At 67.7% G+C, this 25,507-nt stretch carries 20 protein-coding genes; 14 read left to right on the forward strand and 6 right to left on the reverse strand.

The genetic code is table 11. The features are described 5' to 3' along the window. Nucleotides 1–29 precede the first annotated feature (29 nt). The 8 genes from D187_RS46375 to D187_RS46410 all read left to right on the forward strand — a co-directional run bounded on the left by D187_RS46375 (nucleotide 30) and on the right by D187_RS46410 (nucleotide 8,236). Nucleotides 30–533 carry a cytochrome c3 family protein gene (locus D187_RS46375; RefSeq protein WP_002627146.1) on the forward strand — a complete coding sequence of 168 codons (504 nt, stop codon included), beginning with the start codon at nucleotides 30–32 and terminating at the stop codon, nucleotides 531–533. A gap of 1 nt (nucleotide 534) precedes the next feature. Continuing rightward, nucleotides 535–1,137 carry a ribosome biogenesis GTP-binding protein YihA/YsxC gene (yihA, locus tag D187_RS46380; RefSeq protein WP_002627147.1) on the forward strand — a complete coding sequence of 201 codons (603 nt, stop codon included), beginning with the start codon at nucleotides 535–537 and terminating at the stop codon, nucleotides 1,135–1,137. 41 nt (nucleotides 1,138–1,178) lie between these two features. Further along, nucleotides 1,179–2,813, forward strand: a complete 1,635-nt coding sequence (locus D187_RS46385) for a DUF6178 family protein (protein WP_002627148.1) — start codon at nucleotides 1,179–1,181, stop codon at nucleotides 2,811–2,813. Nucleotides 2,814–2,980: 167 nt separating this feature from the next. Next, nucleotides 2,981–4,261, forward strand: coding sequence for an O-antigen ligase family protein (locus D187_RS46390; protein WP_002627149.1), 1,281 nt, complete (start codon nucleotides 2,981–2,983; stop codon nucleotides 4,259–4,261). After that, nucleotides 4,251–5,399, forward strand: coding sequence for a glycosyltransferase (locus D187_RS46395; RefSeq protein WP_043435189.1), 1,149 nt, complete (start codon nucleotides 4,251–4,253; stop codon nucleotides 5,397–5,399). The genes D187_RS46390 and D187_RS46395 overlap by 11 nt, the downstream gene beginning before the upstream one ends. Before the next feature lie 64 nt (nucleotides 5,400–5,463). Further along, the gene (locus D187_RS54495) at nucleotides 5,464–6,162 is read left to right on the forward strand and encodes a DUF4097 family beta strand repeat-containing protein (RefSeq protein WP_002627151.1); all 699 of its coding nucleotides are present in this window, start codon (nucleotides 5,464–5,466) and stop codon (nucleotides 6,160–6,162) included. Nucleotides 6,163–6,360: 198 nt separating this feature from the next. After that, a complete protein-coding gene (locus D187_RS46405; protein WP_051256845.1) occupies nucleotides 6,361–7,101 on the forward strand; it encodes an expansin EXLX1 family cellulose-binding protein in 741 nt (246 codons plus the stop codon). A 106-nt stretch (nucleotides 7,102–7,207) separates the two neighbouring features. Further along, nucleotides 7,208–8,236, forward strand: a complete 1,029-nt coding sequence (locus D187_RS46410; RefSeq protein WP_002627153.1) for a histone deacetylase family protein — start codon at nucleotides 7,208–7,210, stop codon at nucleotides 8,234–8,236. An 18-nt stretch (nucleotides 8,237–8,254) separates the two neighbouring features. Here the strand turns inward: D187_RS46410 and D187_RS46415 are convergent, their stop codons facing one another. Next, nucleotides 8,255–11,269, reverse strand: a complete 3,015-nt coding sequence (locus D187_RS46415) for a PAS domain-containing sensor histidine kinase (protein ID WP_002627154.1) — start codon at nucleotides 11,267–11,269, stop codon at nucleotides 8,255–8,257. Nucleotides 11,270–11,516: 247 nt separating this feature from the next. Beyond that, a complete protein-coding gene (locus D187_RS46420) occupies nucleotides 11,517–12,920 on the reverse strand; it encodes a hypothetical protein (RefSeq protein WP_002627155.1) in 1,404 nt (467 codons plus the stop codon). A gap of 227 nt (nucleotides 12,921–13,147) precedes the next feature. Between D187_RS46420 and D187_RS46425 the strand changes: the two genes are divergently transcribed. The 4 genes from D187_RS46425 (at nucleotide 13,148) to D187_RS46440 (ending at nucleotide 17,346) form a co-directional block, all read left to right on the forward strand. Next, a complete protein-coding gene (locus D187_RS46425) occupies nucleotides 13,148–13,966 on the forward strand; it encodes an SDR family oxidoreductase (protein ID WP_002627156.1) in 819 nt (272 codons plus the stop codon). Between the two features lie 94 nt (nucleotides 13,967–14,060). Then, entirely contained in the window at nucleotides 14,061–15,404 is a 1,344-nt protein-coding gene (locus tag D187_RS46430) for a cytochrome P450 family protein (RefSeq protein WP_043435363.1), read from the forward strand. Between the two features lie 130 nt (nucleotides 15,405–15,534). Beyond that, the gene (locus D187_RS46435; protein ID WP_002627158.1) at nucleotides 15,535–16,188 is read left to right on the forward strand and encodes a TetR family transcriptional regulator; all 654 of its coding nucleotides are present in this window, start codon (nucleotides 15,535–15,537) and stop codon (nucleotides 16,186–16,188) included. Nucleotides 16,189–16,305: 117 nt separating this feature from the next. Next, complete coding sequence (locus D187_RS46440) at nucleotides 16,306–17,346, forward strand: proline iminopeptidase-family hydrolase (protein WP_002627159.1); 1,041 nt, start codon at nucleotides 16,306–16,308, stop codon at nucleotides 17,344–17,346. A gap of 40 nt (nucleotides 17,347–17,386) precedes the next feature. Here D187_RS46440 and D187_RS56900 read toward each other — a convergent pair whose 3' ends face one another. After that, complete coding sequence (locus D187_RS56900) at nucleotides 17,387–17,557, reverse strand: hypothetical protein (protein WP_002627160.1); 171 nt, start codon at nucleotides 17,555–17,557, stop codon at nucleotides 17,387–17,389. A gap of 39 nt (nucleotides 17,558–17,596) precedes the next feature. Further along, a complete protein-coding gene (locus D187_RS46445; protein ID WP_002627161.1) occupies nucleotides 17,597–18,514 on the reverse strand; it encodes a LysR family transcriptional regulator in 918 nt (305 codons plus the stop codon). A gap of 100 nt (nucleotides 18,515–18,614) precedes the next feature. Between D187_RS46445 and D187_RS46450 the strand changes: the two genes are divergently transcribed. Next, on the forward strand, nucleotides 18,615–19,598 hold the full coding sequence (locus D187_RS46450) for an alpha/beta fold hydrolase (RefSeq protein WP_002627162.1): 984 nt from the start codon (nucleotides 18,615–18,617) through the stop codon (nucleotides 19,596–19,598). A 43-nt stretch (nucleotides 19,599–19,641) separates the two neighbouring features. Next, complete coding sequence (locus D187_RS46455; protein WP_002627163.1) at nucleotides 19,642–20,922, forward strand: epoxide hydrolase family protein; 1,281 nt, start codon at nucleotides 19,642–19,644, stop codon at nucleotides 20,920–20,922. A gap of 325 nt (nucleotides 20,923–21,247) precedes the next feature. Here the strand turns inward: D187_RS46455 and D187_RS46460 are convergent, their stop codons facing one another. Then, nucleotides 21,248–23,635, reverse strand: a complete 2,388-nt coding sequence (locus D187_RS46460) for an arylsulfatase (protein WP_002627164.1) — start codon at nucleotides 23,633–23,635, stop codon at nucleotides 21,248–21,250. Between the two features lie 343 nt (nucleotides 23,636–23,978). Continuing rightward, entirely contained in the window at nucleotides 23,979–25,271 is a 1,293-nt protein-coding gene (locus D187_RS46465) for a Kelch repeat-containing protein (protein WP_002627165.1), read from the reverse strand. Nucleotides 25,272–25,507 lie beyond the last annotated feature (236 nt).

The following is a 25,507-nucleotide window of genomic DNA, read 5'->3' on the forward strand; positions in this document are numbered from 1 at the left end:
TTGGAGGCGTCTGCTAGTGACCGGACCCGATGCCTGCTCGTGGCCCCTGGCTCCTGTCCCTCCTGCTCGTCCTCGTTCTCTCCGGTGCCGCCGGCGCGGCGGATTTCCTTGGCCCGGAGAGTTGCAAGGGCTGCCATCCGGCCGCCTATGAAGCCTGGATGCAGTCCAAGCATGCCCGGGCCGGAGACTCGCTCGCGCCCACCCAGCAGAAGGACGTGCGCTGCCTGTCCTGTCATGCGCCGGACCAGGCCAACCAGAGCGTGTCCCACGTCACGTGCGAGACGTGCCATGGCGCCGGCCAGCACTACTCGCCCTCCTATGTCATGAAGGACGCGGAGCTGGCCCGGCTGGTGGGCCTGGTGGACCCCTCGGAGAAGGCGTGCCGCAACTGTCACGACGCCTCGTCCCCCTCGCTCAAGCCCTTCAACTTCGTCGAGTCGCTCAAGGCGATCGACCACTGGTCCGCCGAGCGGGCCGGCAACAAGACGGCCCAGGCCGAGCCTCCCCAGGCCGAGCCCACCAAGAAGAAATAGCGTGATCAAAATCCTCGACGCCCGCTTCATCACCACGGCGGTGGAGCCCAAGGGCTACCCCACGAGTCTCGCCCCCGAGGTGGCCTTCGTGGGCCGCTCCAACGTGGGCAAGTCGTCCATGATCAACGCGCTCACGGGCCGCAAGAAGCTCGTGCGCGTGTCCAACACCCCCGGCCGCACCCGCACGCTCAACTTCTTCGACGTGGACGTGGAGCGCGACGGCAAGCCGCACCTGGTGCGCTTCGCGGACCTGCCCGGCTACGGCTTCGCCAAGGTGAGCAAGACCGAGCGCGCCGAGTGGCAGACGATGATCACCACCTACCTGGAGAAGCGCCGGGACCTGAAGGTGGTGGTGAGCATCATCGACGCCGAGGTGGGCCCCACCCCGGACGACTTCCAGACGCTCGACTACCTGCAGAACTACCGGCGCATCCTCGTGGTGGCCACGAAGATGGATCGCCTGCCCAAGGCGCGCCGCAAGCCGCGGCTCACCGCGCTCGCCGAGCAGCTCAGCCTGCCGCGCGAGGCGGTGCTGCCCTTCTCGGCCACCGACAAGCTGGGCCTGGACGAGGTGTGGGGGGCCCTGCTGGACAGCGTGAAGTGAAGGGCTGAAGGGCCGGGGGGAACCGTGGTAGGCACGGCGCCATGTCGAATGGCAATAGCGGAAGCAAGGCGCTGAACACCGTGCGCCGGCAGCTCGCGGCCCTCTCCGGCCGCAAGCGGCTGGAGGCCCTCGTCGAATCGGAGCATGCCCGCGCCCTGGTGCGCTCGCTGCCCGCGGAGGATCTGTACTTCACCATCATGGAGGTGGGCCTGCCCGACGCGGTGGACCTCGTGCAGCTCACCTCGCCCGAGCAGTTCCGCACCTTCGTGGACCTGGGCTCGTGGAAGCGCGACACGCTCGATCCGCTCGGCACCCTCAACTGGCTGCGCGCCGCGCGCGGAGACTCCGCCGAGGACTTCCTCAAGAAGGTGCGCTCCCTGGACGCCGAGGTCCTGGAGATGCTCGTGCGCGAGTTCACCGTCATCCACGACCTGGAGGAGGACCCGGACGTGAACCCGGCAGGCGTGACGATGGAGACGCCCGAGGGGCGCTACCTCATCGAGTTCAAGGGCGTGGAGGGCGCGGAGCTGGCGGCGCTGCGCGTGCTGCTCAACGATCTCATCGCGGACAACCCCTTCGAGGCGGTGCGCTTCCTGGAGGCCACGCGCTGGGAGGTGCCCGGGGAGCTGGAGGAGGTGGCCTACCGCTTCCGCTCGGCGCGGCTGCAGGACCTGGGCTTCCCGCCGCTGGACGAGGCCGTGCAGCTCTTCAGCCGCGTGGACACCGGGCCCGCGCCCACTCCGGCCGCGAGCGCCGCGCTCGCCAACACGCGCGAGCAGCCCGACTACCTGGAGGCCGCCTTCCGCGAGCTGGACGAGCGCGAGCGCGAGAACCTGGAGGCGGAGCTGCGCTACCTCGCCAACGCCACGCTCGTGGCCGAGGTGGAGGAGCCGGGGGACCTGGACGCCATCCGGCGCGTGGGCGAGATGGCCCGGGACTACCTGCTGCTCGCCCTGGAGCACCTCACCGGAGGCGACCCCGCGCGCGCCGCGCAGGTGGTGCGCGACACGGAAATCAAACGCATCTTCCAGGTGGGCTTCTCCCTGACGCTCGCGCTCAAGTTCCGCGCGGACCGGTTGATGAAGGGCACCTTCACGAAGGTGGAGGACGTGCCGCTGCTCTTCGCCGAGGAGGCCGCCGCCGTGGAGGCGCTGCGCCGCAAGCGTCCGCGGCGTACCCTGAAGGTGCCCGGGGCCGAGCCGGTGCCCTTCCGCTCGCGGCGCGAGCTGGCCGCCAGCGAGGAGGTGCTCGCCCGGGCCGAGGCGCAGGTGCCCCTGCTGGGGGCGCTGCTCGGGGGCTCGGCCGAGGCCGCCCGGGAGCGGCTGTCCCGCTTCAGCGAAGCGCCCCGGGAGTTGGGCATGGAGCGTTTGCTCGCGGCCGCCGTGGCCATCGCCCTCCTGGAGGGACGGGTGGATCCCCGCCCCCTGCCGCGCGAGGGCCGGCAGACGCTCGGCGCGCTGCTCTTCGAGGGCACCCCGGACGAGCCCCGTCTCAAGCCGGGCGTGGCGGACCGGGCCCTGGCGCTGCTGGAGCCCGCGGTGCCCGAGCCCTCCCGGCCCGAGCTGCGTCGCCAGGTGAACGCCGTCCTCGCCCGGTTGCTCGAGGAGATGGGCGCTGTGTTTCTCCAGGAGGGAAAGCTCAGCGCCATTGCCTCCCTTCTTCTGCCCATGGAGTGAAAAGCCGGTAATTCTTCCCGCTTCCCGTCCGTTGGTCCGAGGACTTCCACGGTAAATCCTTGGATCCACTGGGATTTGCCCTCCAGGGCCGTTGGCATATCGCCTGCTAACGCCCTGGGGTGGCCCGGTCCGCGCATGCGGTGACGGGACGTGGGAGGAGGGTCCGGATGGAGCTGGGCGATAAAGCGGAACGCCGGGACGTGGTGGCGTTCTACGCACTGACCGCCTTCGCGGCGCTGATGTACATGCTGCCGCAGGTGTGGTTTCCCGCGTTGGCCCCCTTGCGGCTGGCGCTGTTGGCATCGGGATTGGCCGCGGGGCTGATGGCCTTGCGGAGACTGGGGCGAGCCGAGCCCCTGCAGTTCGATGGAATCCGAGGCGGGGCGCTGCTGGCGTTCTCGGTGTTGGCGCTGGCCTCGATGTCGTGGTCGGTGAACCCGGAGGTGTCGCGCGCCACCGCCATCGAGCTGCTCAAGCTCACGGCGATCTACCTGACGCTGGTGAACGTCATCACCACGCCCCGGCGGCTGGCGGCCGTATGCGGCGCCATGGTGCTGGGTTCGATCGTGACGAGCTATGGCGTCATCGACTCGCACTTCACCGGCACGCCGGAGACGCTGGTGGAGGGCTACCGGGCGCACTGGGTCGAGGTGTACGCGGACCCCAACCGCTCGGCGATGAACATCGGCATCATCGTGCCGCTCGCGGTGGCCTTCCTGGCGCGCAAGGAGAGCGGCTGGGTGATGCGCTCGCTGTCGCTGCTGGCCATCGTCATGGCGGCGGTGGCCATCGTGTTCACCTACTCGCGCGGTGGCTTCATCGGCCTGACGGTGGCCATGGCGGTGTGGGCGCTGCGCGAGAAGAAGAAGATGCGCTCGGTGATGCTCGGCATCGCGCTGGCCATCGGCCTGGCGGTGTTCGCGCCCAAGAGCTTCTGGGAGCGCAACGAGACGGTGGCGGAGCTGCACCAGGACGCCTCGGCGATGGGCCGTGTGTACGCCTGGCAGGTGACGTCGCGCATGAGCCTGGACAAGCCGTTGCTCGGAGTGGGCGCGGGCGCGTTCCGCCACGCCTGGTTCGACTACGCGCCGCCCCAGGCCACGCGGGCCTACGTGGCGCACAACATCTTCCTGGACGTCATCGGTGAGCTGGGCTGGGTGGGCCTGCTCTTCTTCCTGGTGTTCGCCGGGAGCTCCACGGGTGGCGCCTTCGAGGCCTCGAGGGATCCACGCATGGGGTGGATGGCGCGAGGACTGGCGGCGGCGATGACGGGCTACCTCATCTGCGACATGTTCTCCGGCTACATCCTCTCGGCGCACCTGTATGTGCTCTTCGGGCTGGCGGCGAGCGCGCATCGCATCGCCCAGGCGTACGCGGTGAAGGAGACGGCGCGCGACGTGAAGCAGGCGGTGGTGCCGGGATGGGAGGGCTCGAACCATGCGGCGTGAGGAGACGCGGATGGCGCAAGCGCCTCTGCGCCTGGTGCAGTTCACCAAGTCCTTCTACTTCGGTGGCACCGAGGTGCAGGTGGTGGAGCTGTTGCGCGGCCTGCCCGCCAGCTACCGCGTACAGGTGTCCGTGCTGGACGCCGTGGGGCCGCTGATGGAGCCCATCCGCAAGATGGGCATCACCCCGGAGGAGTTCTCCCTGCGCGGCTCGCTCGCCCGGCCCAACACGCTCGCCCAGGTGATGCGCATGGCGCGCTGGCTCAAGCAGGAGCGGGTGGAGCTCGTCCACGTGCACGACTTCTACGCGACGGTGCTGGCGGTGCCGGCGGCGAAGCTCGCGGGGACGAAGGTGATCGTCGGGCGGTTGGACCTGGCGCACTGGCACGGCAAGGTGCGGCGGGCGCTGCTGCGCAAGCTCACCCACCTGGCGGACCACGTGGTGGGCAACGCGGAGGCCATCCGCGAGATGCTCGTGAAGGAGGAGGGCATCGCGCCGGAGAAGATCACGGTCATCCCCAACGGCCTGGACATCGTGCGCTTCGATCAGCGCCGGCGCGCGGGACTCCAGGCGCCGCTGCCGGACACGCACGGGGCGCCCGTGGTGGTGCACGTGGCGAACATGAACCACCCGGTGAAGCGGCAGGAGGATCTCCTGCGGGCCCTGGCGTTGGTGCGGCGCGCGGGGCACACGCTGCATGCCTTCCTCGTGGGGGATGGGCCGCGGCGGCCGGAGATGGAGAAGCTCGCGGGGGCGCTGGGCGTCTCGGACACCGTGCACTTCCTCAAGCACCGCGGGGACGTGCCCGCCATCTACGAGCGCGCGGACTTCGGCGTGCTGTGCTCCAGCGCCGAGGGCATGTCCAACGCGGTGATGGAGGGCATGGCCGCGGGGCTTCCCATGGTGGTGACGAACGTGGGCGGCAACCCGGAGCTGGTGGCGGATGGCGAGCGGGGCCTGGTGGTGCCGCCCCTGCGGCCGGATGCGCTGGGTGAGGCGTTCCTCCAGTTGCTCGGAGACCGGGAGAGGGGCCGGCGCATGGGGGCCCAGGCGCGCGCCTTCGTGGAGCGAGAGCTGTCGCTGACGCGGATGGTGCGTCGGCACGACGCGTTGTACCGGCGCGTGGCGCGAGGCGAATGAAATCGCCGGAGCGCGGGAGCGTAAGGGGAGGGGAACCCGCTGTTGCCCTCCGAGGAACGCTCCCATGCTCTCCACCGCCCTGATCGTCGTCCTGGCCTCCGCTCCCGCGCCCGCGTCCTGGCGGTTCGAGGCGGGGGCCACTCCCGAGGTGAGCCTCAGTGCCATCAATGGCTCCATCCAGGTGGAGGCCGTGGAGGGCCAGACAGTCTCGGTGGAGGCTCGGCGGGAGGATGGAGCAGACGTGAAGCCCTTCCTCGACGTGGAGCATGACGGGGACGAGGTGAGCGTGTCGGTGTGTTGTGGCCCCTGCGAGGAGGGGCGCGCGTCCCGCTGCGACAATCCGGTGCCCGTGCACCTCGTGGTGAAGCTCCCGCGGGGCTCCGAGCTGGAGGTGAGCGCGGTGGGGGCTCCGGTGAAGGTGACGGGGGTGACGGGCTCGCTGGAGGTGAACACGGTCAGCGGTGACGTGTCCCTGCTCGGCTCGCGTGGTCGTCTGGAGGTGGCCACGGTGGACGGTAGCGTGGAGCTGCGGCCCGATGATCTCGAGGACACGGAGGTGAGCACCGTGTCCGGCAACGTGAAGCTGAAGCTGCCGCGCGACGCGGGCGCTCAGGTGGAGTTCTCCTCGGTGGGAGGCCGCTTCAACGGCTCCGGGGTGTCCCTGGGCTCCATCGAGCGGCGCTACGGCAACGGCGGGAGCGCCGTGGAGGTCAACACCGTGAGCGGCTCGTTCGACCTCCAGTCCGACGCGGCCACGAACTGATCAGGACAAAGGGGGGCGGGGTGCTCGCCGGATGAACTCCAAGGCGCCGGCGAGCGCCTTCTTTTTCGGGTGTGAGCAGGGAGGCACGGCGTCCCGAGCGTCTGTCCGGTCGAGCGCGTGCGGGTCGTGGGGATGGAAGTTTCGCGAAGGGCAGGGATGTTCCAGCCGCGCCACACCTCCACCCCCGGAGCACAACGCATGCACAGAACCACCTTGCCCCTCGCTCGCTTGTCCGTCGTCGCCCTGTTGCTGTCGCTCGCCGCCTGCGGGCCCGAGTCGAATGTCGAACCGAGCGCGGCGGACGAGTCCACGCGCACCGCGGACACCCTGGCTTCGACTCCGATCGGTAACTTCAAGGATGGCCTCATCACCTACTACAACGCGACTGGCGCGGGCGCCTGCAGCTTCGACGCGAGCCCGCAGGACCTCGACGTGGCCGCCATCGCCCAGGGCGAGTACGAGAACAGCGGGGCGTGTGGCTCGTGCGCCGAGGTGCAGGGACCGCTGGGCACGGTGCGGGTGCGCATCGTGGATGTCTGCCCCGGGTGCACCACCGCGGGCCACCTGGACCTCAGCCGCGAGGCCTTCGCGAAGATCGCCAAGCCCATCGATGGCCGCGTGGCCGTGAAATGGCGCTTCGTCTCGTGCCCGGTGACGGGCCCCATCCAGTACCGCTTCAAGACGGGCAGCAGCCAGTACTGGACGGCCATCCAGGTGCGCAACCACGCCCTGCCCATCAAGAAGCTGGAGTACATGAGCAACGGCAAGTGGGTGGCGGTCCCGCGCCTGGACTACAACTACTTCGTGCAGGCCTCGGGGATGGGCACGGGCACCCTCCGGGTCCGGGTGACGGCCTCGAACGGGCAGGTGCTCGAGGACACCCTGCCGAGCATCCAGGCCGAGAAGACGTTCCCCGGCAAGGCCCAGTTCACGCCGTAGCCCGTGCGTGAGCCGGGTGGGGGGAGCGAGCGGGCGGAGGCGCCGGGACACGAAGGCTTGCCAGGGACGGGGCAAACCCGTCAGCCTTCGCCCAGGAGGCCCTCCGATGAAAGTCGCTCATTCCCCCCTTCATGCCCGCCACGATGGGGGCAAGGAACTGCATCGCGGCGAGCTGGTGCCGTGCTTCGAGATGCCGGTCCGCGCCGACTACATCCTGGCGGCGGTGCGACGCGCCGGCCTCGAGGTGCTCGAGCCGCGCCCGTTCCCGCTGGAGTCGCTGCTGCGCGTCCATGACGCCGGCTTCGTCGAGTTCCTGCGCACCGCCCACGCCGAGTGGCGCGCGGCCGGCAAGGCGGGCTTCATGTTGCCGAGCGGCTTTCCCGCCCGCGCCCTGCGACGTGATCACATCCCCTCCGGCATCAACGGCAAGATGGGCTACTACGCCTTCGATGCCAGCACGCCCATCGTCGAGGGCACCTGGGACGCCGCGCTCGCCGCCGCCCATTGCGCCCTGACGGCCGCCGCGTGGGTCGCCGAGGGCGACAAGAGCGCCTATGCCCTGTGCCGTCCTCCCGGACACCATGCCGCTCGCTCCGTCTACGGCGGCTACTGCTTCCTCAACAACGCGGCCCTGGCGGCGCAGCACCTGAGGGACCAGGGCTTCGGGCGGGTGGCGGTGCTGGACGTGGACTATCACCACGGCAATGGCACCCAGGACATCTTCTGGGAGCGCTCCGACGTGCTGTTCGTGTCCATCCACGCCACCCCGGAGACCGAGTACCCCTACTTCCTCGGCTACGCCGACGAGCGGGGCGAGGGCGCCGGAGAGGGGTACACCCGCAACTTCCCGCTGCCGCGGGGCTCCACCTGGAAGGAGTACGACACCGCCCTGGGCGCGGCGCTGGATGTCGTGGGCGGGTTCGCGCCGGATGCGCTCGTGGTGTCGCTCGGCGTGGATACCTACGAGGGTGATCCGATCAGCGCCTTCAAGCTCGCCACGGAGCACTTCCCGCTGATGGGAAGGCGCCTGGCCGGGCTGAAGGTGCCCACCGTCTTCGTGCAGGAAGGTGGCTACGCGGTGGAGGAGATCGGCACCAACGTCGCCGGAGTCCTGGAGGGCTTCCTGGGCGGGTAGGCCCTCGGCCCGAGGCCCTCACGGCGACTCGTACCCCGCGCCCGTTTCCAGCATCGCGGTGGCCTCGAGCGGCAGCTCCAGGGTGAAGGTGGAGCCGCCGCCGGGCGTCGGGGTGACCGTGATGTCACCCCGGTGGGCCTCCACCACCTGCCGGGCGATCCACAGCCCCAGTCCGAAGCCACCGTAATGGCGTGCGGAGACCGCGCGCTCGAAGCGCTCGAAGATGCGGGAGCGGTCCCGTGGAGCGATGCCGATGCCGTGGTCGATCACGATCACCCGGGCGACTCCTCCCTCCGTCTCGAGGTGCACCTCCACCGGCTTGCCCCTTCCGAACTTCACGGCGTTGGACAGCAGGTTGTCGATGACCTGGCGGATGCGCGTGGGGTCACACCTCGCCACGAGGGAGGCCTTCCCCCGCGAGACGAGGGTGCAGCCCGCGCGCTCGGCCTCGTCCCGCGCGTCCTCGACCGCCTCGGCCACGAGCGCCCCCAGGTCCACGTCGTGGAAGCGCAGGTGGAGCTGGCCGGTGTTGATCCTCGACACATCCAGGAGCGTTTCGACCAGCGCGGCCAGGTTGCGCACGGCCTGGCTGGCCGTGTCGAGCCGCGCCCCGACGCGCTCCCGGCTCTCCTCGCTCAGGCCTCGCGTCACGATCTCCAGTTGAAGGCGGAAGCGGGTCAGGGGCGTCTTCAGCTCGTGGCTGGCCACGGAGAGGAACTCGTCCCGGGCGTGCACGGCTTCCCGGAGACCGGCCTCGAGCGCCTCGTGGCGGAAGAGCTCCCGGCGCGTCCTCGCGAGCTCGAGGTTGGAGCGCACCCGGGCGAGCAACTCCCGGGCGGAGAACGGTTTCACGAGGTAGTCATCCGCTCCCGCGTCGAGCCCGCTCACGGCGGCTTCGGGACCGGCCTGGGCGGACAGCAGGAGGACGGGGATGGCGCGCAGCTCCGGATCCTCGCGGAGCCGCCGGAGCAGCCCCAGCCCGTCCAGGCCGGGCATCATCACGTCGCTGACGATGAGGTCCGGGCGCTGCGCGCGCGCGGCCTCGAACCCGGTGAGCCCGTCCACTGCCCGCTGGACTTCGAAATGGGGAGCGAGGATGCGGCGCAGGTAGTCGCGCATGTCCGCGTTGTCGTCGACGATGAGCACCCGGCCGGAAGGCTGCTCCCGTGGGGGCGGCGAGAGGGGAGGAGCCTGGGGGGCGGGGAGCGGCGCCTCCTCCTCCATGTCCTCGGGCAACCACCGGAGCGCCTCCTGGATGTAGTGCCTGGGCTCCGTCGCGGGGGATGCCCGCCGTGGCTCCTCCTGGAGCCGCTCCTTCGGCAGATGCGCCGAGCCCCGGGGAAGGCACACCGTGAACCGGGTGCCCCGGCCCACCTGGCTCTCCACCGAGATCGTCCCCTCGTGGAGCTCCACCAGCTCCCGCACGAGCGCCAGCCCGATACCACTCCCCTCGATGGAGCGGGCCCGGGCGTCTCGCACCCGGTGGAACCGCTCGAAGACGTGGGGCAGCTCGTGCGCGGGAATGCCCGTCCCCGTGTCTTCCACCTCGAGGAGGACGTGCCGTTCCTCCTCACGCAGCCGCACGGTGATGCCGCCCTCGAAGGTGAACTTGAAGGCATTCGACACCAGGTTGAGGACGATCATCTCCCACAGGCTCCGGTCGACGTAGACGGGCTCGGACAGGGGAGGACAGTCCACGACGAGTCTCAGCCCGGCGCGCTCCGTGGCGGACTGGAAGCCGCTGACCAGCTCCGCCGTGAGGACGTCGAGCGCGGTGGGCTGGTAGTGCGCCTCGGTGCGTCCCGCCTCGATGCGCGAGAAGTCGAGCAGGTTGTTCACCAGCCGCAGCAGGCGCTCGCTGTTGCGAATGACGACGTCGAGGGACTCGCCTCGAAGCGCCTGCTCCACGGAGGCGCGCGCGTCCTGGAGCGGCCCGAGCATCAGCGTCAGGGGCGTGCGGAACTCATGGGACACGTTGCTGAAGAAGGCCGTCTTGGCCCGATCCAGCTCCAGCAGGGCCTCGGCGCGCCGACGCTCCTCCTCGTAGGCGCGGGCACTCGCCACCGCGACGGCGATCTGCCCCGCGGCGAGCTCGAGGAAGGACCGGTAGCGCTCGTCGAGCGCGCAGAGCGGATTCAGGCCGACGACCAGGAAGCCAGAGGGGCGCGCCTGGCCCGCGCGAAGGATGGGCAACACGAGCGCGGACCGCGCGGGCTCGAGCAAGACCGTTTCCGGTGGCTCGCCGGTGGGCCGTGGTGACAGCTCGACGAGTTCCGCGGCGCCCGTCCGCGCCACCTTGGCCAGGGGCCAGGGGGCGTTCTCGACACTCAACGAGAGAAGGTCGGGGCACTGGGGCTGGTCCGCCAGGAGGCCCGAGGTACTCACCAGCCGCGCCTGCGTCTGCTCCTCTGTCGTCAAATAGAGCGCCGAGAACGGCACGTCCGCGGTGTTGCGGCTCAGCGTGCGAGCGATCGCGGCGCACGCCTCCTCCACCGTCTTCGCGCCCAGCACGGCTTCCCCCAGCTCCCGCGAGGTCCGCAGCCGGCGTTCGGCGAGCACATATTGGGTGGTCTCGGTCCCCGAGCAGAAGATGCCACTGACCTTCCCCTCCTCATCGAGCAGGGGCGCGAACGAGAAGGTGAAGTAGGTCTCTTCCAGGAACCCCCTGCGATTGACCTGGAGCGGAAGCTCTTCCGACCAGGAGGCGACTTTCGTGGAGACCACTTCCCGGAGTTGCGCCCCCAGGACATTCCAGACCTCCGGCCAGACGTCGCGAAAGGGTTTGCCGATCGCCCTGGGGTGCTTCATCTGGAGGATGGGGATGTAACCCTGGTTGTAGAGCAGGATGAACTCCGGCCCCCACAAGATGAGGGTGGGAAGGCGCTGACTGAGGCAGATGCGCACGGAGGTGCGCAGCAGTCGCGGCCATTGGCCCACCGGACCGAGCGGCGTTCGCTCCCAGTCCACGTCCCGGAGGAACGCGCCCATCTCTCCACTCGAGGCGAAGAGCTCGCCGGAAGGCTCGTGGCTCATCCTGGGAGCGCTCCCTCGGCGCCGTGCGTCGCGCGGCTGGCACCACGAGGGGCGGCCAACCGCTCCGAGCGCTCTCGCGGGAGCTGGCGGGAATCACGCGCGGCGGACCCCTCCCTTTCGGGCATTTCACTCCCTCGAGACATGTATCAGCGATAAGACTCCGAGGGCGCCCCGAGCAAGACGAAATGCCTCGGAGGCGTTGATTCCGTGAGCCTCGTGAACTCGCGAGGGCCGACCGGGCCCGGGCCTACGGGTGAGCCGCGAGGACGATCGAGAAGGGATGGCGATCCTCGGTCCGCAGATCAGGGTCGTAATCGCCCGTGGGCACGACGGTCACGATGAGGGTGCGCTTCTGGTCCGCCGCGAACTTCAGCTCCTTGGGGCCCGTGGAGAGATCCAACACCTCGCCATCGGAGTCCGGCGTCAGTCCGGGCACGGCCTGGACGATGAAGCGGCGCGACGCATCGCTGGGGGCCTCGAGCGACACATAAAGCGTGCCCGGGGTGCCCGCACCGGCCGACAGCTCGAGGTAGCTCGTGCCGAGCATCATCGGCGCGTTCTCACCGATGTCGATCTTCCCCGGTCTGGCCTCCTGCTGGGCCGCCAGCGCGAGTCTGGCCGCCCGGAGGTTCTCCAGACCGTCCTTGAAGTGACGGAAGTGTTTGTCGTCCACGTGGTCGCCCGTGTACCAGCGCCAGCGCGAGAACTCGGGGACGCTCTGCACGTAGCTCGAGCCGTGGCTGGCGAGCAGCGTGTCGAGCGCATCGGCGAAGTCCGGATCGTTGAGCGTCTGATCCTCCCCCGCGCCCGGCGGGTTGCGTGACGCCAGCCACATGCTCGAGAGGAACCGCGCGTCTCCCCCGAAGAAACGATCCTTCAGGAAGAGCAGGTACATGGAGGAGCCGTACATGTACCAGGTCTCGTACTCATCGTAGCGGTCGAGCGCCCAGTCGGGGTGGGCCTGGAAGTCATCGAAGTAGGTCTTGATGTAGCGGTTGGCGTACACCTGATCCGTGAAGACGGCGGACATCTCGAAGGTGATGGGGGACTCGTACCAGTCGTCCGCGGCCTGCGAGGCATGCGCCATCTCATGGACGACGGTCTCCTCGAGCTCGACACCGCCGTAGGGGCCCCACGGGTCGACGATCATGTAGCCGCGCCGGTCATCCCACGCCGTGGTGGGCTCGCCCGAGAGGACGTTGACGAGACAGCTCCGGTGCCCCTTCCACACGAACACGTCGAAGGACTCATCGGGCCCGCACTCTCCAGCATCGGTGATGGCCTGGCGCATGCCGAGCTGGTTGACGTGATAGTCCCAGCCCTTCTCGACGAACCCGAGCACCTGCTGAGCCGTCTCCCGCTCGCTCTCCTTGTAGTAGTGCACGAGCACGGGAAGCGTCGTGGAGCGGATGGAGTAGGGGAACATCTCGTTGAAGTCGGACCGCCCGCAGATGGGGGTGTTCTCGGCCAGCGGGTGCGTGTAGTCGGGGTCGGGGGGGTTGGGTTTGTCGTCCTCGGTGGGACCGCAGCTGGCGGCGGCGAGCCCCAGTCCGAGCGAGGCCAACCGGGACAAGCGCTTGAGCGCACCAGGACGCTGGGACGCACGCGAGAGGGGCTGCTTCGGAGCAGGGGTGGGGAACGACGAGGGCATGGAGTGGATTCCTTGGAACGTGGAGAGGGGCTGCGCCCATTTTCTCGAAGTCGGGGCTTCGTGGAGAGGGAGATCCGCCGCGTCTGACTCACGGGTGACGAATCGCGGAGACGATTGAAGTAACCACCCTCGCGCGGCCAATTTGACACTATGTGCCACTTTCGGCATAGGATGACGACAGCTCCAAGCCAGGTGGCTCGGAATGTTCAGCCCAAGGAGGGTGACGCATGAGCAAGGTATGGTTCGTTACTGGTTCTTCTCGCGGATTCGGACGCCAGTTCGTCAAGGCCGCCCTGGAGCGTGGAGACCGGGTGGCCGCGACGGCCCGGAACGCCGACTCCCTGTCGGACCTCGTCGGTCAGTTCGGCAAAGCCATCCATCCGCTGACCCTCGACGTCACCCACAAGGCCGCAGTGGAGGCCGCCCTCCGTGAGGCATCCGCGCATTTCGGCCGGCTGGACATCGTCGTCAACAATGCCGGCTACGGGCAGTTCGGGTTCGTCGAGGAGGTCTCCGAGCAGGAGGTCCGGGCCCAGATGGAGACCAACTTCTTCGGTGCGCTCTGGGTGACCCAGGCCGCTGTCGCGCTCATGCGCCAACAGGGCTCGGGTCACATCATCCAGATCTCCAGCATCGGTGGCGTTGCCGCCTTCCCCTCGCTCGGCATCTACCATGCGTCCAAGTGGGCGCTCGAGGCCATGAGCGAGTCACTGGCCCAGGAAGTCGCCGGGTTCGGCATCAAGGTAACGATTGTCGAGCCTGGAGCCTTCAGCACTGATTGGGGCGGAAGTTCCGCCGTGCACGCCAGGCAGAACGACGCCTACGCGGGCCTGCGCAAGGCCATGGCCGCTCGTCGCAGCGGCGCGTCCTACGGAGAGCCCGTGGGTGCCGCCAACGCGCTCCTGCGCATCGTGGATGCGCAGAACCCACCCCTGCGCGTCCTCTTCGGCGGCCAGCCCGTCGACATCGTCAAGGGTCTGTACGCCAAACGTCTGGAAACCTGGGCGCAGTGGGAAGAACTCTCCCGCGCGGCCGATGGCAAATGAACGGGGGAAAGCGATGACGCCGATGGATGAATCCCAGAAGCAGAGCGTGGAAGGTGTTCCGCCCCCGGCGGGGACTTGCCCTTTCAAACACCTGATGGAGGCACCCACTCCCTCCGGCGGCCCCGTGGTCCTCGACCGGGAGAATCCCGAGTTCCTGGCCACCGCCTACGCCACCTACGCTCGCCTGCGCGAGCAGGCCCCCGTGGTTCGCACCCTGTTCGCCAAGGGAGTCCTGGACACCGTCAGGGTGGACAGCCGCGTGGGCTCCACGGCGGACCTCGTCTCGAGTGAGGAGCGGCTCCTCGTCACTCGCTATGACGAGGCCGTAGCCGCGCTCCTCGATGGGAGCCTGTCCTCCGACTTCCGCGCGGGGATGACGCCCCAACAGCTCGAAGGCGTGGCCCACATGCCCGAGGAGGCCAAACCCCTCGCCGACAGCCTCATCTCGCGTGACCCGCCCGATCACACGCGCCTGCGCAAGCTCGTCCAGCCGAGCTTCACCGCCCGCGCCATGGAGACCTTGCGGCCACGCGTCCAGCGCATCACCGATGCCCTGCTCGACAAGGCCGAGCGCGAGGCCGCCGGGCGCGGACAGGCGGCGCCGGACCGCCAGATGGACCTGATCGAGGCGTTCGCCTACCCCATGCCCATCACGGTCATCAGCGACCTGCTCGGCATTCCCGAGGAGGACCGCGAGCGCATCAACCACCTGGCCGAGCTCCTCATGAACACCAACCGGTTCGACTCCTCGCTGGTGGCGGCGCGGCGGGAGCAGACGCGGCAATTCAACGCCTATCTGGAAGAGTTGTTCGAGCGCAAGCGGCGTGAGCCGGCCGAGGACATGATCAGCCAGATGGTCCATACGCGTGAGGACGGGGACATGCTCGGCCATGAGGAGATGATCTCCATGGTGCACACTCTCTTCTTCGCCGGGCACCTGACGACCGTGAACCTGATTGGCAATGGCATGGTCGCGTTGTTCTCCCACCCGGACCAGCACGCCCGCATGGTGGCCGACCCCGCGCTCGCCAAGGGAATGGTGGAAGAGACACTGCGCTACTGGGGTCCAGTCGATTACATCGGGACGCCGCGCACCACCATCGCGGACACGCAGTTGGGTGGAATCTCCATCCCCCAGGGGGCGAAGCTGTCGGTCTGCCTCAGCTCGGCCAACCGGGATCCCTCGCGCTTCCCCGACCCGGACGTGTATGACATCACGCGGCCCGAGGCTCACCGGAACATCGCCTTCGGCAAGGGCATCCATGTCTGCCTGGGCGCGCCCCTGGCCCGGCTCGAGGGGCAGGTTGCCTTCGAGACCCTGTTCCGGCGCTACCCGAAACTGCGGCTCGCGGTCCCCGTGGAGCAGTTGAAATGGGGCGCCGGAGTGGGCTCGGGCATTGGCCTGCGCGGCTTCGCGCGCATTCCCGTCCTGTTCTAGGCGATGTCGACGCGTCCATGAGTCGCCAGGGGGTCTAGGGGTTGCACGGAGTGGCACTATCGGCATGAGGTGCCGCCTGGTGCACCCGGAGGGGACGGCGTGTTACAGGGGGGCGAGGAAGGGACCGCGCATGGACGAGCGAAGCAAGAGCCCCGAGCAGCCAAACCTGCGCGAGCGCAAGCAACGCCTGCTCCGCTTGGAACTCGGAGAGGTGGCGCTCCGCCTGTTCGTCGAGCGAGGGTTCGCCGAGACCACCATCGAGGACATCGCGGAGGCGGCGGGCATCTCACGCCGAACGTTCTTCCGGTACTTCGAGACGAAGGAAGACGTCGTGCTCTGGCGGTTGCGCTACAGCAGCGAACAGATCGGCGCCTCGCTGGAGGCCCGGCCCGCCGACGAACCGCCCCTGCTGGCGGTGCGCAAGGCCCTGGACGCGGTGTCCGAGGCCTATATCACCGAGCCAGAGCGATACCGGAGCTACCTCCGATTCCTGCTCGAGACTCCCACGCTTCGAGCCCACTTCCTCGACACCCAGGAGCAGTGGAGGGCACTCCTGTCGCGAATCCTGGCCGCGAGGCTGGGCGCCGGACGCGGCAAGAAGGAGTTGGCCCAGCTCACCGCCGCGGTGGCGGTCGCCGCGCAGGATGTGGCCCTGCGCAGGTGGGCGGAGGACGGGTCCCGGAGTCTGCCGGACTATGTCGACGAGACCTTCGCGGCGCTTCCCGAGGTCTTGGCCGCCTCACCGGGCCCGAGCGCTCCCGCCGCGAAGCGCGCCCGGCGATAGCGGCGGCCCGGGGCCAGTCGGGGGCCGCGGTGGGTCCACTCCCCGCACCGCCGGGTGTACGCTGCCTCGCGCGGCGGACCCGACATCCGTCGCCCTCTCCCCCGGGATCCTCCTGACATGAAGATGAATGCTTCTGGGCTGCTCGTGGTCGGTGCGCTCCTCCTGCTCCAGGCGTGCGCGGCGCAAGCTCCCGCCAGCTCCCGCTACTTCGACTCGAGCGGGCGCCCGGATGTGCTGAGCGGCGGCGCGCGGCGCATCGAGATCTCCACCTCGCAGGGCAAATTCCACGTCTGGACGAAGCGCGTGGGGAACAACCCCACCATCAAGGTCCTGCTGTTGCACGGAGGCCCTGGCAACACGAGCGAGTACTTCGAGGCCGCGGACAGCTACTTCCCGGGCGCGAGCATCGAGTACTACTACTACGACCAGCTCGGCTCGTTCCGCAGCGACCAGCCCGACGACGCGAAGCTGGCGGCGCTGCTCGGCACGGAGCACTTCGTCGAGGAAGTCGAGCAGGTGCGCCAGGCGCTCGGCCTCGGCCGCGACAACTTCTACCTGCTGGGCCATTCGTGGGGAGGCATCCTCGCCATCGAGTACGCGCTCAAGTACCAGCAGCACCTCAAGGGCCTCATCATCTCCAACATGATGGCGAGCATCCCCGCGTACAACGAGTACGCGAAGAACGTGCTGATGCCTCAGATGGACCCAAAGGTGCTCGCCGAGGTGCAGGCGCTCGAGGCGGCGAAGGACTACGCGAATCCCCGCTACATGGAGTTGTTGGTGCCGCACTTCTACGAGCACCACGTCCTGCGCATGCCGTCGGCGCAGTGGCCCGAGCCGGCATCGCGCGCCTTCTCGCACGGCAACCAGAAGGTCTACGTGCCCATGCAGGGCCCGAGCGAGATGGGCGCGAGCGGCATCCTCGAGAAGTGGGACCGGACGAAGGACCTTCCGGCCATCACCGTGCCCACGCTCACCATCGGGGGGCGGTACGACACCATGGATCCCAAGCACATGGAGTGGATGGCGAGCCAGGTGCGGCGGGGCCGCTACCTGGACTGTCCCCAGGGCAGCCACATGTCCATGTATGACGATCAGCGGACGTACTTCACGGGCGTCATCCGCTTCATCCAGGACGTGGACATGGGCCGCTTCTGATGCCCTGCCTGGGCCAATGCCAGGCAGGGGCTGGAGTTCGTCAGTTCGCGGGAGGGTAGGGGCAGATCAGCGCGCCGGTGATGGGGTGCCGATAGCAGCCACTGGGGAGCTCCGCGGCCTGGGCCGAGCCCGGCACCAGGGTGAGTCCCGCCACGCCCACGCCAGCGACCGCGGAGAGAAGGGCAACGATGCGAAGGGTCTTCTTGGACATGCACGCACTCCTGCGATGGGTCAGTACGACGAGGGCATTCTAGCGCGGCCAGCGCCACTCGGGCTTCGACAGATGCTCGGCGAGAAACCCGGCGAGCGCCTCGATCTTGGCCGGGCGCACGCGGGCCGAGGGGGTGACGAAGTAGAGACCGCCCGTCGTCAGCGTCCAGTCCCTCAGGATGGTCTCCAGCCTTCCGTCGCGGAGGTATTCGCTCGCGATGAACTCGGGCAGCTCGGCGATGGCGAGGCCCGCGAGCACGGTGGGCACCAGGGCATCCGCGTTGGTGACGCGAAGCTGTCCGCCGGGCGTGACGGTCTCCTCGTCGCCGGCGGCGTTGGCCAGCCGCCAGACGTCGCTGCGCGCGCGATAGGCGTAACCCAGGCAGTCGCGGCCGTTCAGGTCGCGAGGGTGCTTCGGCCGGCCGTGCCGCTTCAGGTAGCTTGGTGCCGCGACGATGAAGCGTGAGACCGCGCAGAGCCGTCGCGCGACCAGCGATGGGTCCAGTTGCACCGCGATCCGGAGCGCCGCGTCGAAGCCCTGTCCCACCACGTCCACGGTCGCGTCCGAGAGGTGGAGATCGACCGACACTTCCGGGTAGGCGCGGAAGAACTCCGGCAGGAGCGGTGCCACCCAGCGCACCCCGAAGGACATCGGCACCGCCAGGCGGATGACGCCGCGAGGCCGGGAGGACAGCTCCCGCGCCGAGTCCTCCACCTGCTCGGCGTCGCGATAGATGCGGCTCGCGCTTTCCGCGACCGTCCGCCCGAACTCCGTCAGTGCCAGCTTCCGCGAGGTGCGATTGAAGAGCCGCGCGCCGAGCCGCTCCTCCAGCCGGCTGACGCCCCGTGAGACCGTCGCGACGGACAGGCCCATGGCGCGCGCGGCCGCCGCGAACGACCGCTCCTCGGCCACCTTGGCGAACATCGCCAGCCCCTCGAAATCCGGCAGTTTCGACATCGACAATCCTGCAACGATGGTTTGCGGACCTTTCTATTTCGCCCAGGTGAGCGTGTCGATACCTCTTGCCCATCGGCAAGACCATCCAAGGGAACCCACCATGAAGAGCCTCATCGCACTCGCCACCCTGGCGCTCGTTTCCACGACTTCGCTTTCCAGCCCGGCCCAGGCCGCGCCGAAGCAGACCGCCGCCGTGTCCGACGCGGCGCTGGTCCGCACGCTGCCGGGCTTCACCAACGGGGAGGCGACGGTCAATGGCGTGCGGCTGCACTACGTCGTCGGAGGGAAGGGCTCGCCGGTCGTGCTGCTCCCGGGCTGGCCGCAGACCTGGTGGGCCTTCCACAAGATCATGCCCGCGCTCGCCCGCGATCATCGGGTGATCTCCGTCGACCTGCGCGGAATGGGCAGCTCCGACAAGCCGGCCGACGGCTACGACAAGAAGACGATGGCCCGGGACATTCTCGAGCTGGTCCGCCAGCTCGGCCATGACAAGGTCGACCTCGTCGGCCACGACATCGGCGCCCAGGTCGCGTTCAGCTTCGCGGCCAACCATCCGGAGGCCACGCGCAAGCTCGTCCTGCTCGACGTGCCGCACCCGGACGCCCAGCTCGCCACCTGGCCCCTGCTGCCGGCCGTTGGCACCTTCGGCGACAAGATCGACGAGGCCCACCCGTTCGCCTGGTGGTTCGCCTTCCATCAGGTGAAGGGTCTGCCCGAGCAGATCCTCGAGGGCCGCCAGCACCTCGAGCAGGAGTGGTTCTTCCGCTACCTGCTCAAGGACGAGAGCGCCATCGATGCGAGGGATCGCGCGGTCTATGCCGCCGCCTATGCCAGCCGCGAGGCGATCCGCGCGGGCAACGCCTGGTATCAGGCCTTCCCTCAGGACATCGTCGATGACGGGAGCTACGGCAAGCTGACGATGCCGGTGCTCGGTCTGGGCGGCCCGGGCTTCGGGTGGTTGAAGGCCACGCTGTCGGGCAAGGCCACGGACCTGCGCGTGATCAAGGTCGAGGGCAGCGGACACTTCATCGCCGAGGAGAAGCCCGAGGCCACCCTCGGCTACCTCGCCGACTTCCTGAAGTAGCCACCACGGCCCACTGGCGTCCACCTCCAGATACGGAGCAGATATGAACGACTTCCAGCGTCCCTCGAGTCTTCCCTCCCGCCGCCAGCTCCTGCGGATGATGGCCGGAGCATCAGCCCTCGCCGCCGTGGGGGGCGAGACGATCGCCGAGGCGGCGGGCTCGTCCCCGGCCCCCGCCACCCCCCAGCTGACGCCGTTTCGCGTCTCGATTCCCCAGGCGGCGCTGAACGATCTCAAGCGACGGCTGGCGGCGACGCGGTGGCCCGAGCGCGAGACGGTGAACGACTGGTCCCAGGGCGTGCCGCTCGCCAAGGCGCAGGCGCTGATCGCCTACTGGCGCGACCGTTATGACTGGCGAAAGTTCGAGGCGCGGCTGAATGCCTTTCCCCAGTTCCGTACCCAGATTGACGGGCTCGGCATCCACTTCCTGCACGTCAAATCCTCCCATGCCAACGCGCTGCCGATCGTCCTCACCCATGGTTGGCCGGGCTCGATCGTCGAGTTCCTGAAGGTCATCGGTCCCCTCACCGAGCCCACCCGCCATGGAGGAAGGGCGGAGGATGCCTTCCACGTCGTGATCCCCTCGCTCCCGGGCTTTGGCTTCTCCGACAAGCCCGCGGAGACGGGCTGGGATGTCGCTCGCATCGCCAGGGCGTGGGGGGTGTTGATGCAGCGGCTGGGTTACACGAAGTGGGTGGCCCAGGGCGGCGATTGGGGTTCTGGTGTCACCCATGCGCTCGGCCATCTCCGCCCGGACGGACTGGTCGCTGCGCACGTCAACTGGCCGCTCGTGTTCCCGGAGAAGCTGCCGGAGCACCCGACTCCCGACGAGCAGGCCGCGATCGACGCCGCCGGGCGCTTCGCGAACGAGCAGTACGGCTACTTCAAGCAGCAGGCCACGCGCCCCCAGACGATTGGCTATGCCCTGGCGGACTCCCCGGCGGGCCAGGCGCTGTGGATCTACGAGAAGTTCCAGGCGTGGACCGACAACCGGGGCAATCCGGAGGACGCCCTGTCGATGGACGAGATGCTCGACAACATCACGCTGTACTGGTTGACCGACACGGCGGCCTCCTCGGCGCGTATCTACTGGCAGAACTCGCAAGGCAAGCCCTCCGGCTTCTCGGCGGGGCGCATCGAGCTGCCCATGGCGGCGACGACCTTCCCGCGTGAGCTCTACCGAGCGCCCAGGAAGTGGGCCGAGGCGCTGTGGCCGCATCTGCTCTACTGGGGCGAGGTGGACAAGGGCGGGCACTTCGCCGCCTTCGAGCAGCCGGCGGTGTTCGCGAACGAGCTGCGCGAGGCGTTCCGGACCGTCCGGTAGGTTGACGCGCGTAGGGAGAAGAGAGCGGCCCGTGCGGTGTCTCCCGCCTCCCTCCAGTGGTGCGCGAGGAGATCGGACGTCTCCTGTGCAGGTGGTCGCCAGTTCCACTCCTCGTCCTGAGGGTCGCCGCGCGCTGAGGAACACCCTTCGCCCCCGTCCGCACACTCCCCCTGATGGAAGTGTGCGGGTCCTTATCGTCACCGAGGCCTGGAAACTCTGGCCCGGGAGCACATCGGAGGGCACGGACTGGGAGATGAAGGCGGCATTCCGCCTCCCATTCACGACCAGAGCTCAGGCTGCGCTCTCAGCCTGAGCCGGTGAACGGTTACTCGATCGCCATCAGCGCGTGCAGGCGATGTTCGGGGCTCTTGACGCCGGGTGCTCCCGTTATCTTGATCTCCGCCCAGTCCACCGTGCCGGTGAAGCGGTTGTTCCCTTTGAGATCCTCGCACAAGGGGCCGCCAGTCTTGTTGCCGACCATCAGGAAGGCGTCCACGTTGAAGATGACCGGATTGGTCTTTGGGATGACGCCCTCGCCGAGTTGGATGTCGCTCGTCCCGTGGTTTCGGAAGAGTTTCACCGTGCCGCCCTGGCCGGTCTCCTCGCCGCCGTCGTACGTGAACTCCATGCGGACCTCGTACGTGCCCGACGGCAGCAAAGGCGCGTGCTCATCCTGACGGACGTAGAAGATCTCGAGCCCCAGGTAGTTGTAGACGTAAGTGAGAACTCCATTTTTGGCATAGAGGCCAAAACCGCCAAAATCGTTGCCACGGGCGAGGATCACGCCTTGCACTGGCCCAGATATATCGGCTGGCACTGTGATCTGTGCGGTGATGTCGAAAGAGCGGTTGAAGTTGTCGATCACGACCGGGTCGGCAACGAAACTACCGTCGACGTACCTTTGGCGGAGGACGCCCTCCGCGGGGGGCAGGCGCTCTATCTTTCGGTCGTCGAGGGGGAAGACGTTGTAACGGGCCGCCTCGATCTGAAAGAGGTTCTTCAGCTCCTCGAGCTTGTCGGGGTAGACTGCGGCGAGGTCTTTTGCCTGGGTCCAGTCCTCTTTAGACCTGTCCTCCGGCTTCTCGGCATACGTGAAGTAGAGCTCCCACTTGTCGTCTGCGTAGTCCGGTAGGTTGTACCACTGCCAGGGCTTCGAGTGGAGGGTGACGGCAGTCCAGCCTTCATGGTAGATGCCGCGATTGCCAAACATCTCGAAGTACTGGGTCCTGTGGCGCTCAACCGCGCTGGGTTCATTGAACGTATAGAAGAAGCTCAGACCCTCGATGGGTTTCTGCAGCACTCCGTCGACGCTCAACGGCTCCGGCAGCCCGATCGCTTCGAGGATCGTCGGAAGCACATCGGTCACGTAAGTGAACTGGTGTCGCCTGCTGCCCCCCGCAATGCCCTTTGGCCAATGGACGATCATGCCGTTGCGCGTGCCTCCGAAGTAGCTGGCGACTTGCTTGGTCCACTTATACGGCGTGCACATGGCCTGGGCCCAGCCGACGGCATAGTGATTATACGCTTTCTTGGTGCCGAAATCTTCTATGTGATTATTGATGATGTCTATCTGTTCCTGCTCCGTCATCTCGATGCCGTTGAAGCCGATCATCTCGTTGAAAGTGCCAAGAAACGTGCCTTCGGCGGAAGCTCCGTTGTCGCCGAGGATGTAGAAGATGAGCGTGTTCTCGAAGATATCAAGGGTCTTGAGCGTCTCGAGCACCCTGCCGATCTGGTAGTCGGTATGTTCGAGGAAGCCGGCGTAGATTTCCATCTCGCGCTTCAAGGCATCTCGGACCTCGGGCGGCGTGTCTAGCCAGTTTGGAATATCTTTGTCGGGAGTTGTCAGTTCCGCGTACGACGGGATGACGCTTAGCCCTTTTTGGCGCTCGAACGTGGCCGCGCGCAGGGCGTCCCAGCCTTCGTCGAATTTCCCTCTGTACTTGTTACTCCACTCTTCCGGGACCTGGTGGGGGGCGTGGGTCGCGCCTGGAGCGAAATACATGAAGAAGGGCTTGTCCGGCGCAAGGGACTTCTGAGTCTCAATCCACTTGATGGCCTGATCGGCTAGATCCGTGGTCAGGTGGTAGTTCCCACGTTCTGGCATTTCGATGTGAGTCGTTCCATCGTAGAGGGTAGGGTAGTACTGGTTGGTTTCGCCGCCCACGAAGCCATAGAACTTCTCGAACCCCATGTAGGTGGGCCAGTGGTCGAAGGGCCCCGTGGTGCCAGTTTCCCAGGTGGGCACCTCGTGGCACTTACCGAACTGAGCCGTCGAGTAGCCGTTGTACTTGAGTATCTTGGCGATCGAGGCGGCGCTGTTGGGGATCATCGAGGTGGCGCCGGGCGCCGTGGTCGCCATCTCGGTGATGCAACCCATGCCGACGGAGTGGGGGTTGCGGCCAGTCAGTAAGGCGGCGCGCGTCGGACTGCACAGGGCTGACGTATGGAAACGTGTGTACTTGAGGCCCCTCGCGGCGAGCTCCTTGGCTGTCGGAGTCGCGATGGGCCCTCCGAAGGTTTCAGAGGCGCCGAAACCCACATCGTCGATCAGGATGACGATGACGTTGGGGGCGCCCTCGGGCGGGCGGATCGGTAGGCGGGGAGGGAATTCAGGCTTCGGGTCCGCGGCATTGTACTTCGTCGGGCCGACATAGGGACGGTCGGGGATCGGCAAGATTTCGCGTTTGGGAAGGTCTCGATCCAACGGCATTGATGACTCCTGATTGCGGGGCACCCGTGGGGCACCCAAGAGAGCTGAATTCCTGTGCGAACGTCAAGAAGGTGTTTGGGCTCTACACTTGGCTTATAGCGTCTCGGCAATGGCTTGCATTCACGTGCCGGAGTGGGCCTGCCCCTGTTTGGTGGCTCTCCCGCAGTCTGTGTAATCGACGCGCTCACGCGGCGAGCAGCACGCTCGAAAAGCTTGAGTTCCGGTGAAGGTGTCAAAGGACTTGTTCCTTCGACCCTACCCATTTTTTCGATCCGGCCTCTGAAGGGCAGGCGATGAATCACTCGCCTGCGGGTTCGATGCAACCTTCAGAGAGGCTGTGCTCTCAGGGCACGTACAGCTCCGCCGTGGCAAGTGGGCGGGTGCCATCTTCGCCACCCACGACGAGAACCCTGCCTGAGGGAAGCAGCGTCGCGGTGTGAGCTCCGCGGGGCGCGGCCATGGAGGCGGTCGCGGACCAGGAAGAGGTGGCCGGGTCGTACAACTCCGCGGTGTTGTCATCGCTGCTGCCGTCGCCCCCCGCGACGAGCACCTGACCCGAAGCGAGCAGCGTGGCGGTGTGGCGGGAGCGGCCTTCGACCATGGCGCCAGCCGCGGACCAGCTGTTGGTGTCTGGATCGTACAGCTCAGAGGAAGAGGGCTCGGTGAGCGATTGCCCCCCTGAGATGAGCACCTTGCCAGAGGGGAGCAGCGTGGCCGCGTGAAGGCTATGGCTCGTCACCAGGGTGGCAGCTGGAGCCCACGAATCGGTGGCCGGGTCGTACACCTCGGCGCTGCTCAAGCTCCCGGAGCCATTGGACCCCCCTGAGACGAGGACCTTGCCCGAGGGGAGCAATGTGGCGGTGTGGTGGAAGCGGGCGGTGCTCATGGGGCTGGCCGGAAACCAGATGCTGGTGAACGGCTCGAACACCTCCACAGTGGCTAAAGCCTTGTTGCCATCGGTGCCGCCGGTGACGAGCACATTACCCGAGGGGAGCCGCGTGATGGTGTGATGGTAGCGGCCCATGGCCATGTCACCGGCGTAATACCAGGCGTCGGTAGCTGGATCGTACACCTCCGCCCTGCGCAGGGGGGTCGTCCCATTGTACCCCCCTGTGACGAGCACGGAACCATGTTCGGGGATGAATAGTGCGGCGTGAGCGAAGCGGCCATTGGACAAGGCACCGACTGGAGACCAGGAGTTGGTTGCTGGATCGTACGACTCCACACTGCTCAGGGGGGTTGTCCCATTGCGCCCCCCAGCGATGAGCACCCGGCCCGAGTCGAGCCGCGTGGCGGTGTGGTTGTCGCGGCTCGTGGACATGGACCCCGCGGACGTCCACCCAGTGACGCTGAGTTGAGCCGTGCCGCTCACGTCACCCAGGGTGGCGGTGAGGGTGACGGGCCCACCCCCGGCCACGCCGGTGCCCAGGCCCGTGCTGCTCACGGTGGCAATGGCGGTGTTGCTCGTCGTCCACGTCGCGCTGCTCGTCACATCGGCCGTGGTGCCGTCGCTGTAGCTGCCTTGAGCGGTGAACTGCTGTGTCGAGCCCTGGAGCACCGAAGCCGTCGCGGGGGTAAGCGTGATGGAGGTGAGCACGGGCGGCGGAGGGGTGATCTCAAGGGTTGCCTCGCCCAAGACTTCGTCCACGTTGACTGTGATGAGGGCGCTACCGGGCTGGAGAGCCGTCACCTTGACAGTGCCGTCCGGTTGCGGTTCGACGGAGGCCACTTGAGGAGCGGACGATGCCCATTGCTGTGAAGTGGAGGCGTCGAGGTCGACGACGCGGCCATCGTCATGGACGCGCTGGGCCTTCGCGGTGGTCTTCATCCCCGCGGAGATGCGGGTCTCCGCGAGGACGACACGGATCGAGA

It is taken from the genome of Cystobacter fuscus DSM 2262, assembly GCF_000335475.2.
Lineage (GTDB): Bacteria > Myxococcota > Myxococcia > Myxococcales > Myxococcaceae > Cystobacter > Cystobacter fuscus.

What these genes read in the sequence shown, in the direction of transcription:
- D187_RS46375 (WP_002627146.1), top strand. Translation starts at nt 30, where the DNA reads ATGCCTGCTCGTGGCCCCTGGCTCCTGTCCCTCCTGCTCGTCCTCGTT.
- D187_RS46385 (WP_002627148.1), top strand. Translation starts at nt 1,179, where the DNA reads ATGTCGAATGGCAATAGCGGAAGCAAGGCGCTGAACACCGTGCGCCGG.
- D187_RS46390 (WP_002627149.1), top strand. Translation starts at nt 2,981, where the DNA reads ATGGAGCTGGGCGATAAAGCGGAACGCCGGGACGTGGTGGCGTTCTAC.
- D187_RS46395 (WP_043435189.1), top strand. Translation starts at nt 4,251, where the DNA reads ATGCGGCGTGAGGAGACGCGGATGGCGCAAGCGCCTCTGCGCCTGGTG.
- D187_RS54495 (WP_002627151.1), top strand. Translation starts at nt 5,464, where the DNA reads ATGCTCTCCACCGCCCTGATCGTCGTCCTGGCCTCCGCTCCCGCGCCC.
- D187_RS46405 (WP_051256845.1), top strand. Translation starts at nt 6,361, where the DNA reads ATGCACAGAACCACCTTGCCCCTCGCTCGCTTGTCCGTCGTCGCCCTG.
- D187_RS46410 (WP_002627153.1), top strand. Translation starts at nt 7,208, where the DNA reads ATGAAAGTCGCTCATTCCCCCCTTCATGCCCGCCACGATGGGGGCAAG.
- D187_RS46415 (WP_002627154.1), bottom strand. Translation starts at nt 11,269, where the DNA reads ATGAGCCACGAGCCTTCCGGCGAGCTCTTCGCCTCGAGTGGAGAGATG.
- D187_RS46420 (WP_002627155.1), bottom strand. Translation starts at nt 12,920, where the DNA reads ATGCCCTCGTCGTTCCCCACCCCTGCTCCGAAGCAGCCCCTCTCGCGT.
- D187_RS46425 (WP_002627156.1), top strand. Translation starts at nt 13,148, where the DNA reads ATGAGCAAGGTATGGTTCGTTACTGGTTCTTCTCGCGGATTCGGACGC.
- D187_RS46430 (WP_043435363.1), top strand. Translation starts at nt 14,061, where the DNA reads ATGGAGGCACCCACTCCCTCCGGCGGCCCCGTGGTCCTCGACCGGGAG.
- D187_RS46435 (WP_002627158.1), top strand. Translation starts at nt 15,535, where the DNA reads ATGGACGAGCGAAGCAAGAGCCCCGAGCAGCCAAACCTGCGCGAGCGC.
- D187_RS46440 (WP_002627159.1), top strand. Translation starts at nt 16,306, where the DNA reads ATGAAGATGAATGCTTCTGGGCTGCTCGTGGTCGGTGCGCTCCTCCTG.
- D187_RS56900 (WP_002627160.1), bottom strand. Translation starts at nt 17,557, where the DNA reads ATGTCCAAGAAGACCCTTCGCATCGTTGCCCTTCTCTCCGCGGTCGCT.
- D187_RS46445 (WP_002627161.1), bottom strand. Translation starts at nt 18,514, where the DNA reads ATGTCGAAACTGCCGGATTTCGAGGGGCTGGCGATGTTCGCCAAGGTG.
- D187_RS46450 (WP_002627162.1), top strand. Translation starts at nt 18,615, where the DNA reads ATGAAGAGCCTCATCGCACTCGCCACCCTGGCGCTCGTTTCCACGACT.
- D187_RS46455 (WP_002627163.1), top strand. Translation starts at nt 19,642, where the DNA reads ATGAACGACTTCCAGCGTCCCTCGAGTCTTCCCTCCCGCCGCCAGCTC.
- D187_RS46460 (WP_002627164.1), bottom strand. Translation starts at nt 23,635, where the DNA reads ATGCCGTTGGATCGAGACCTTCCCAAACGCGAAATCTTGCCGATCCCC.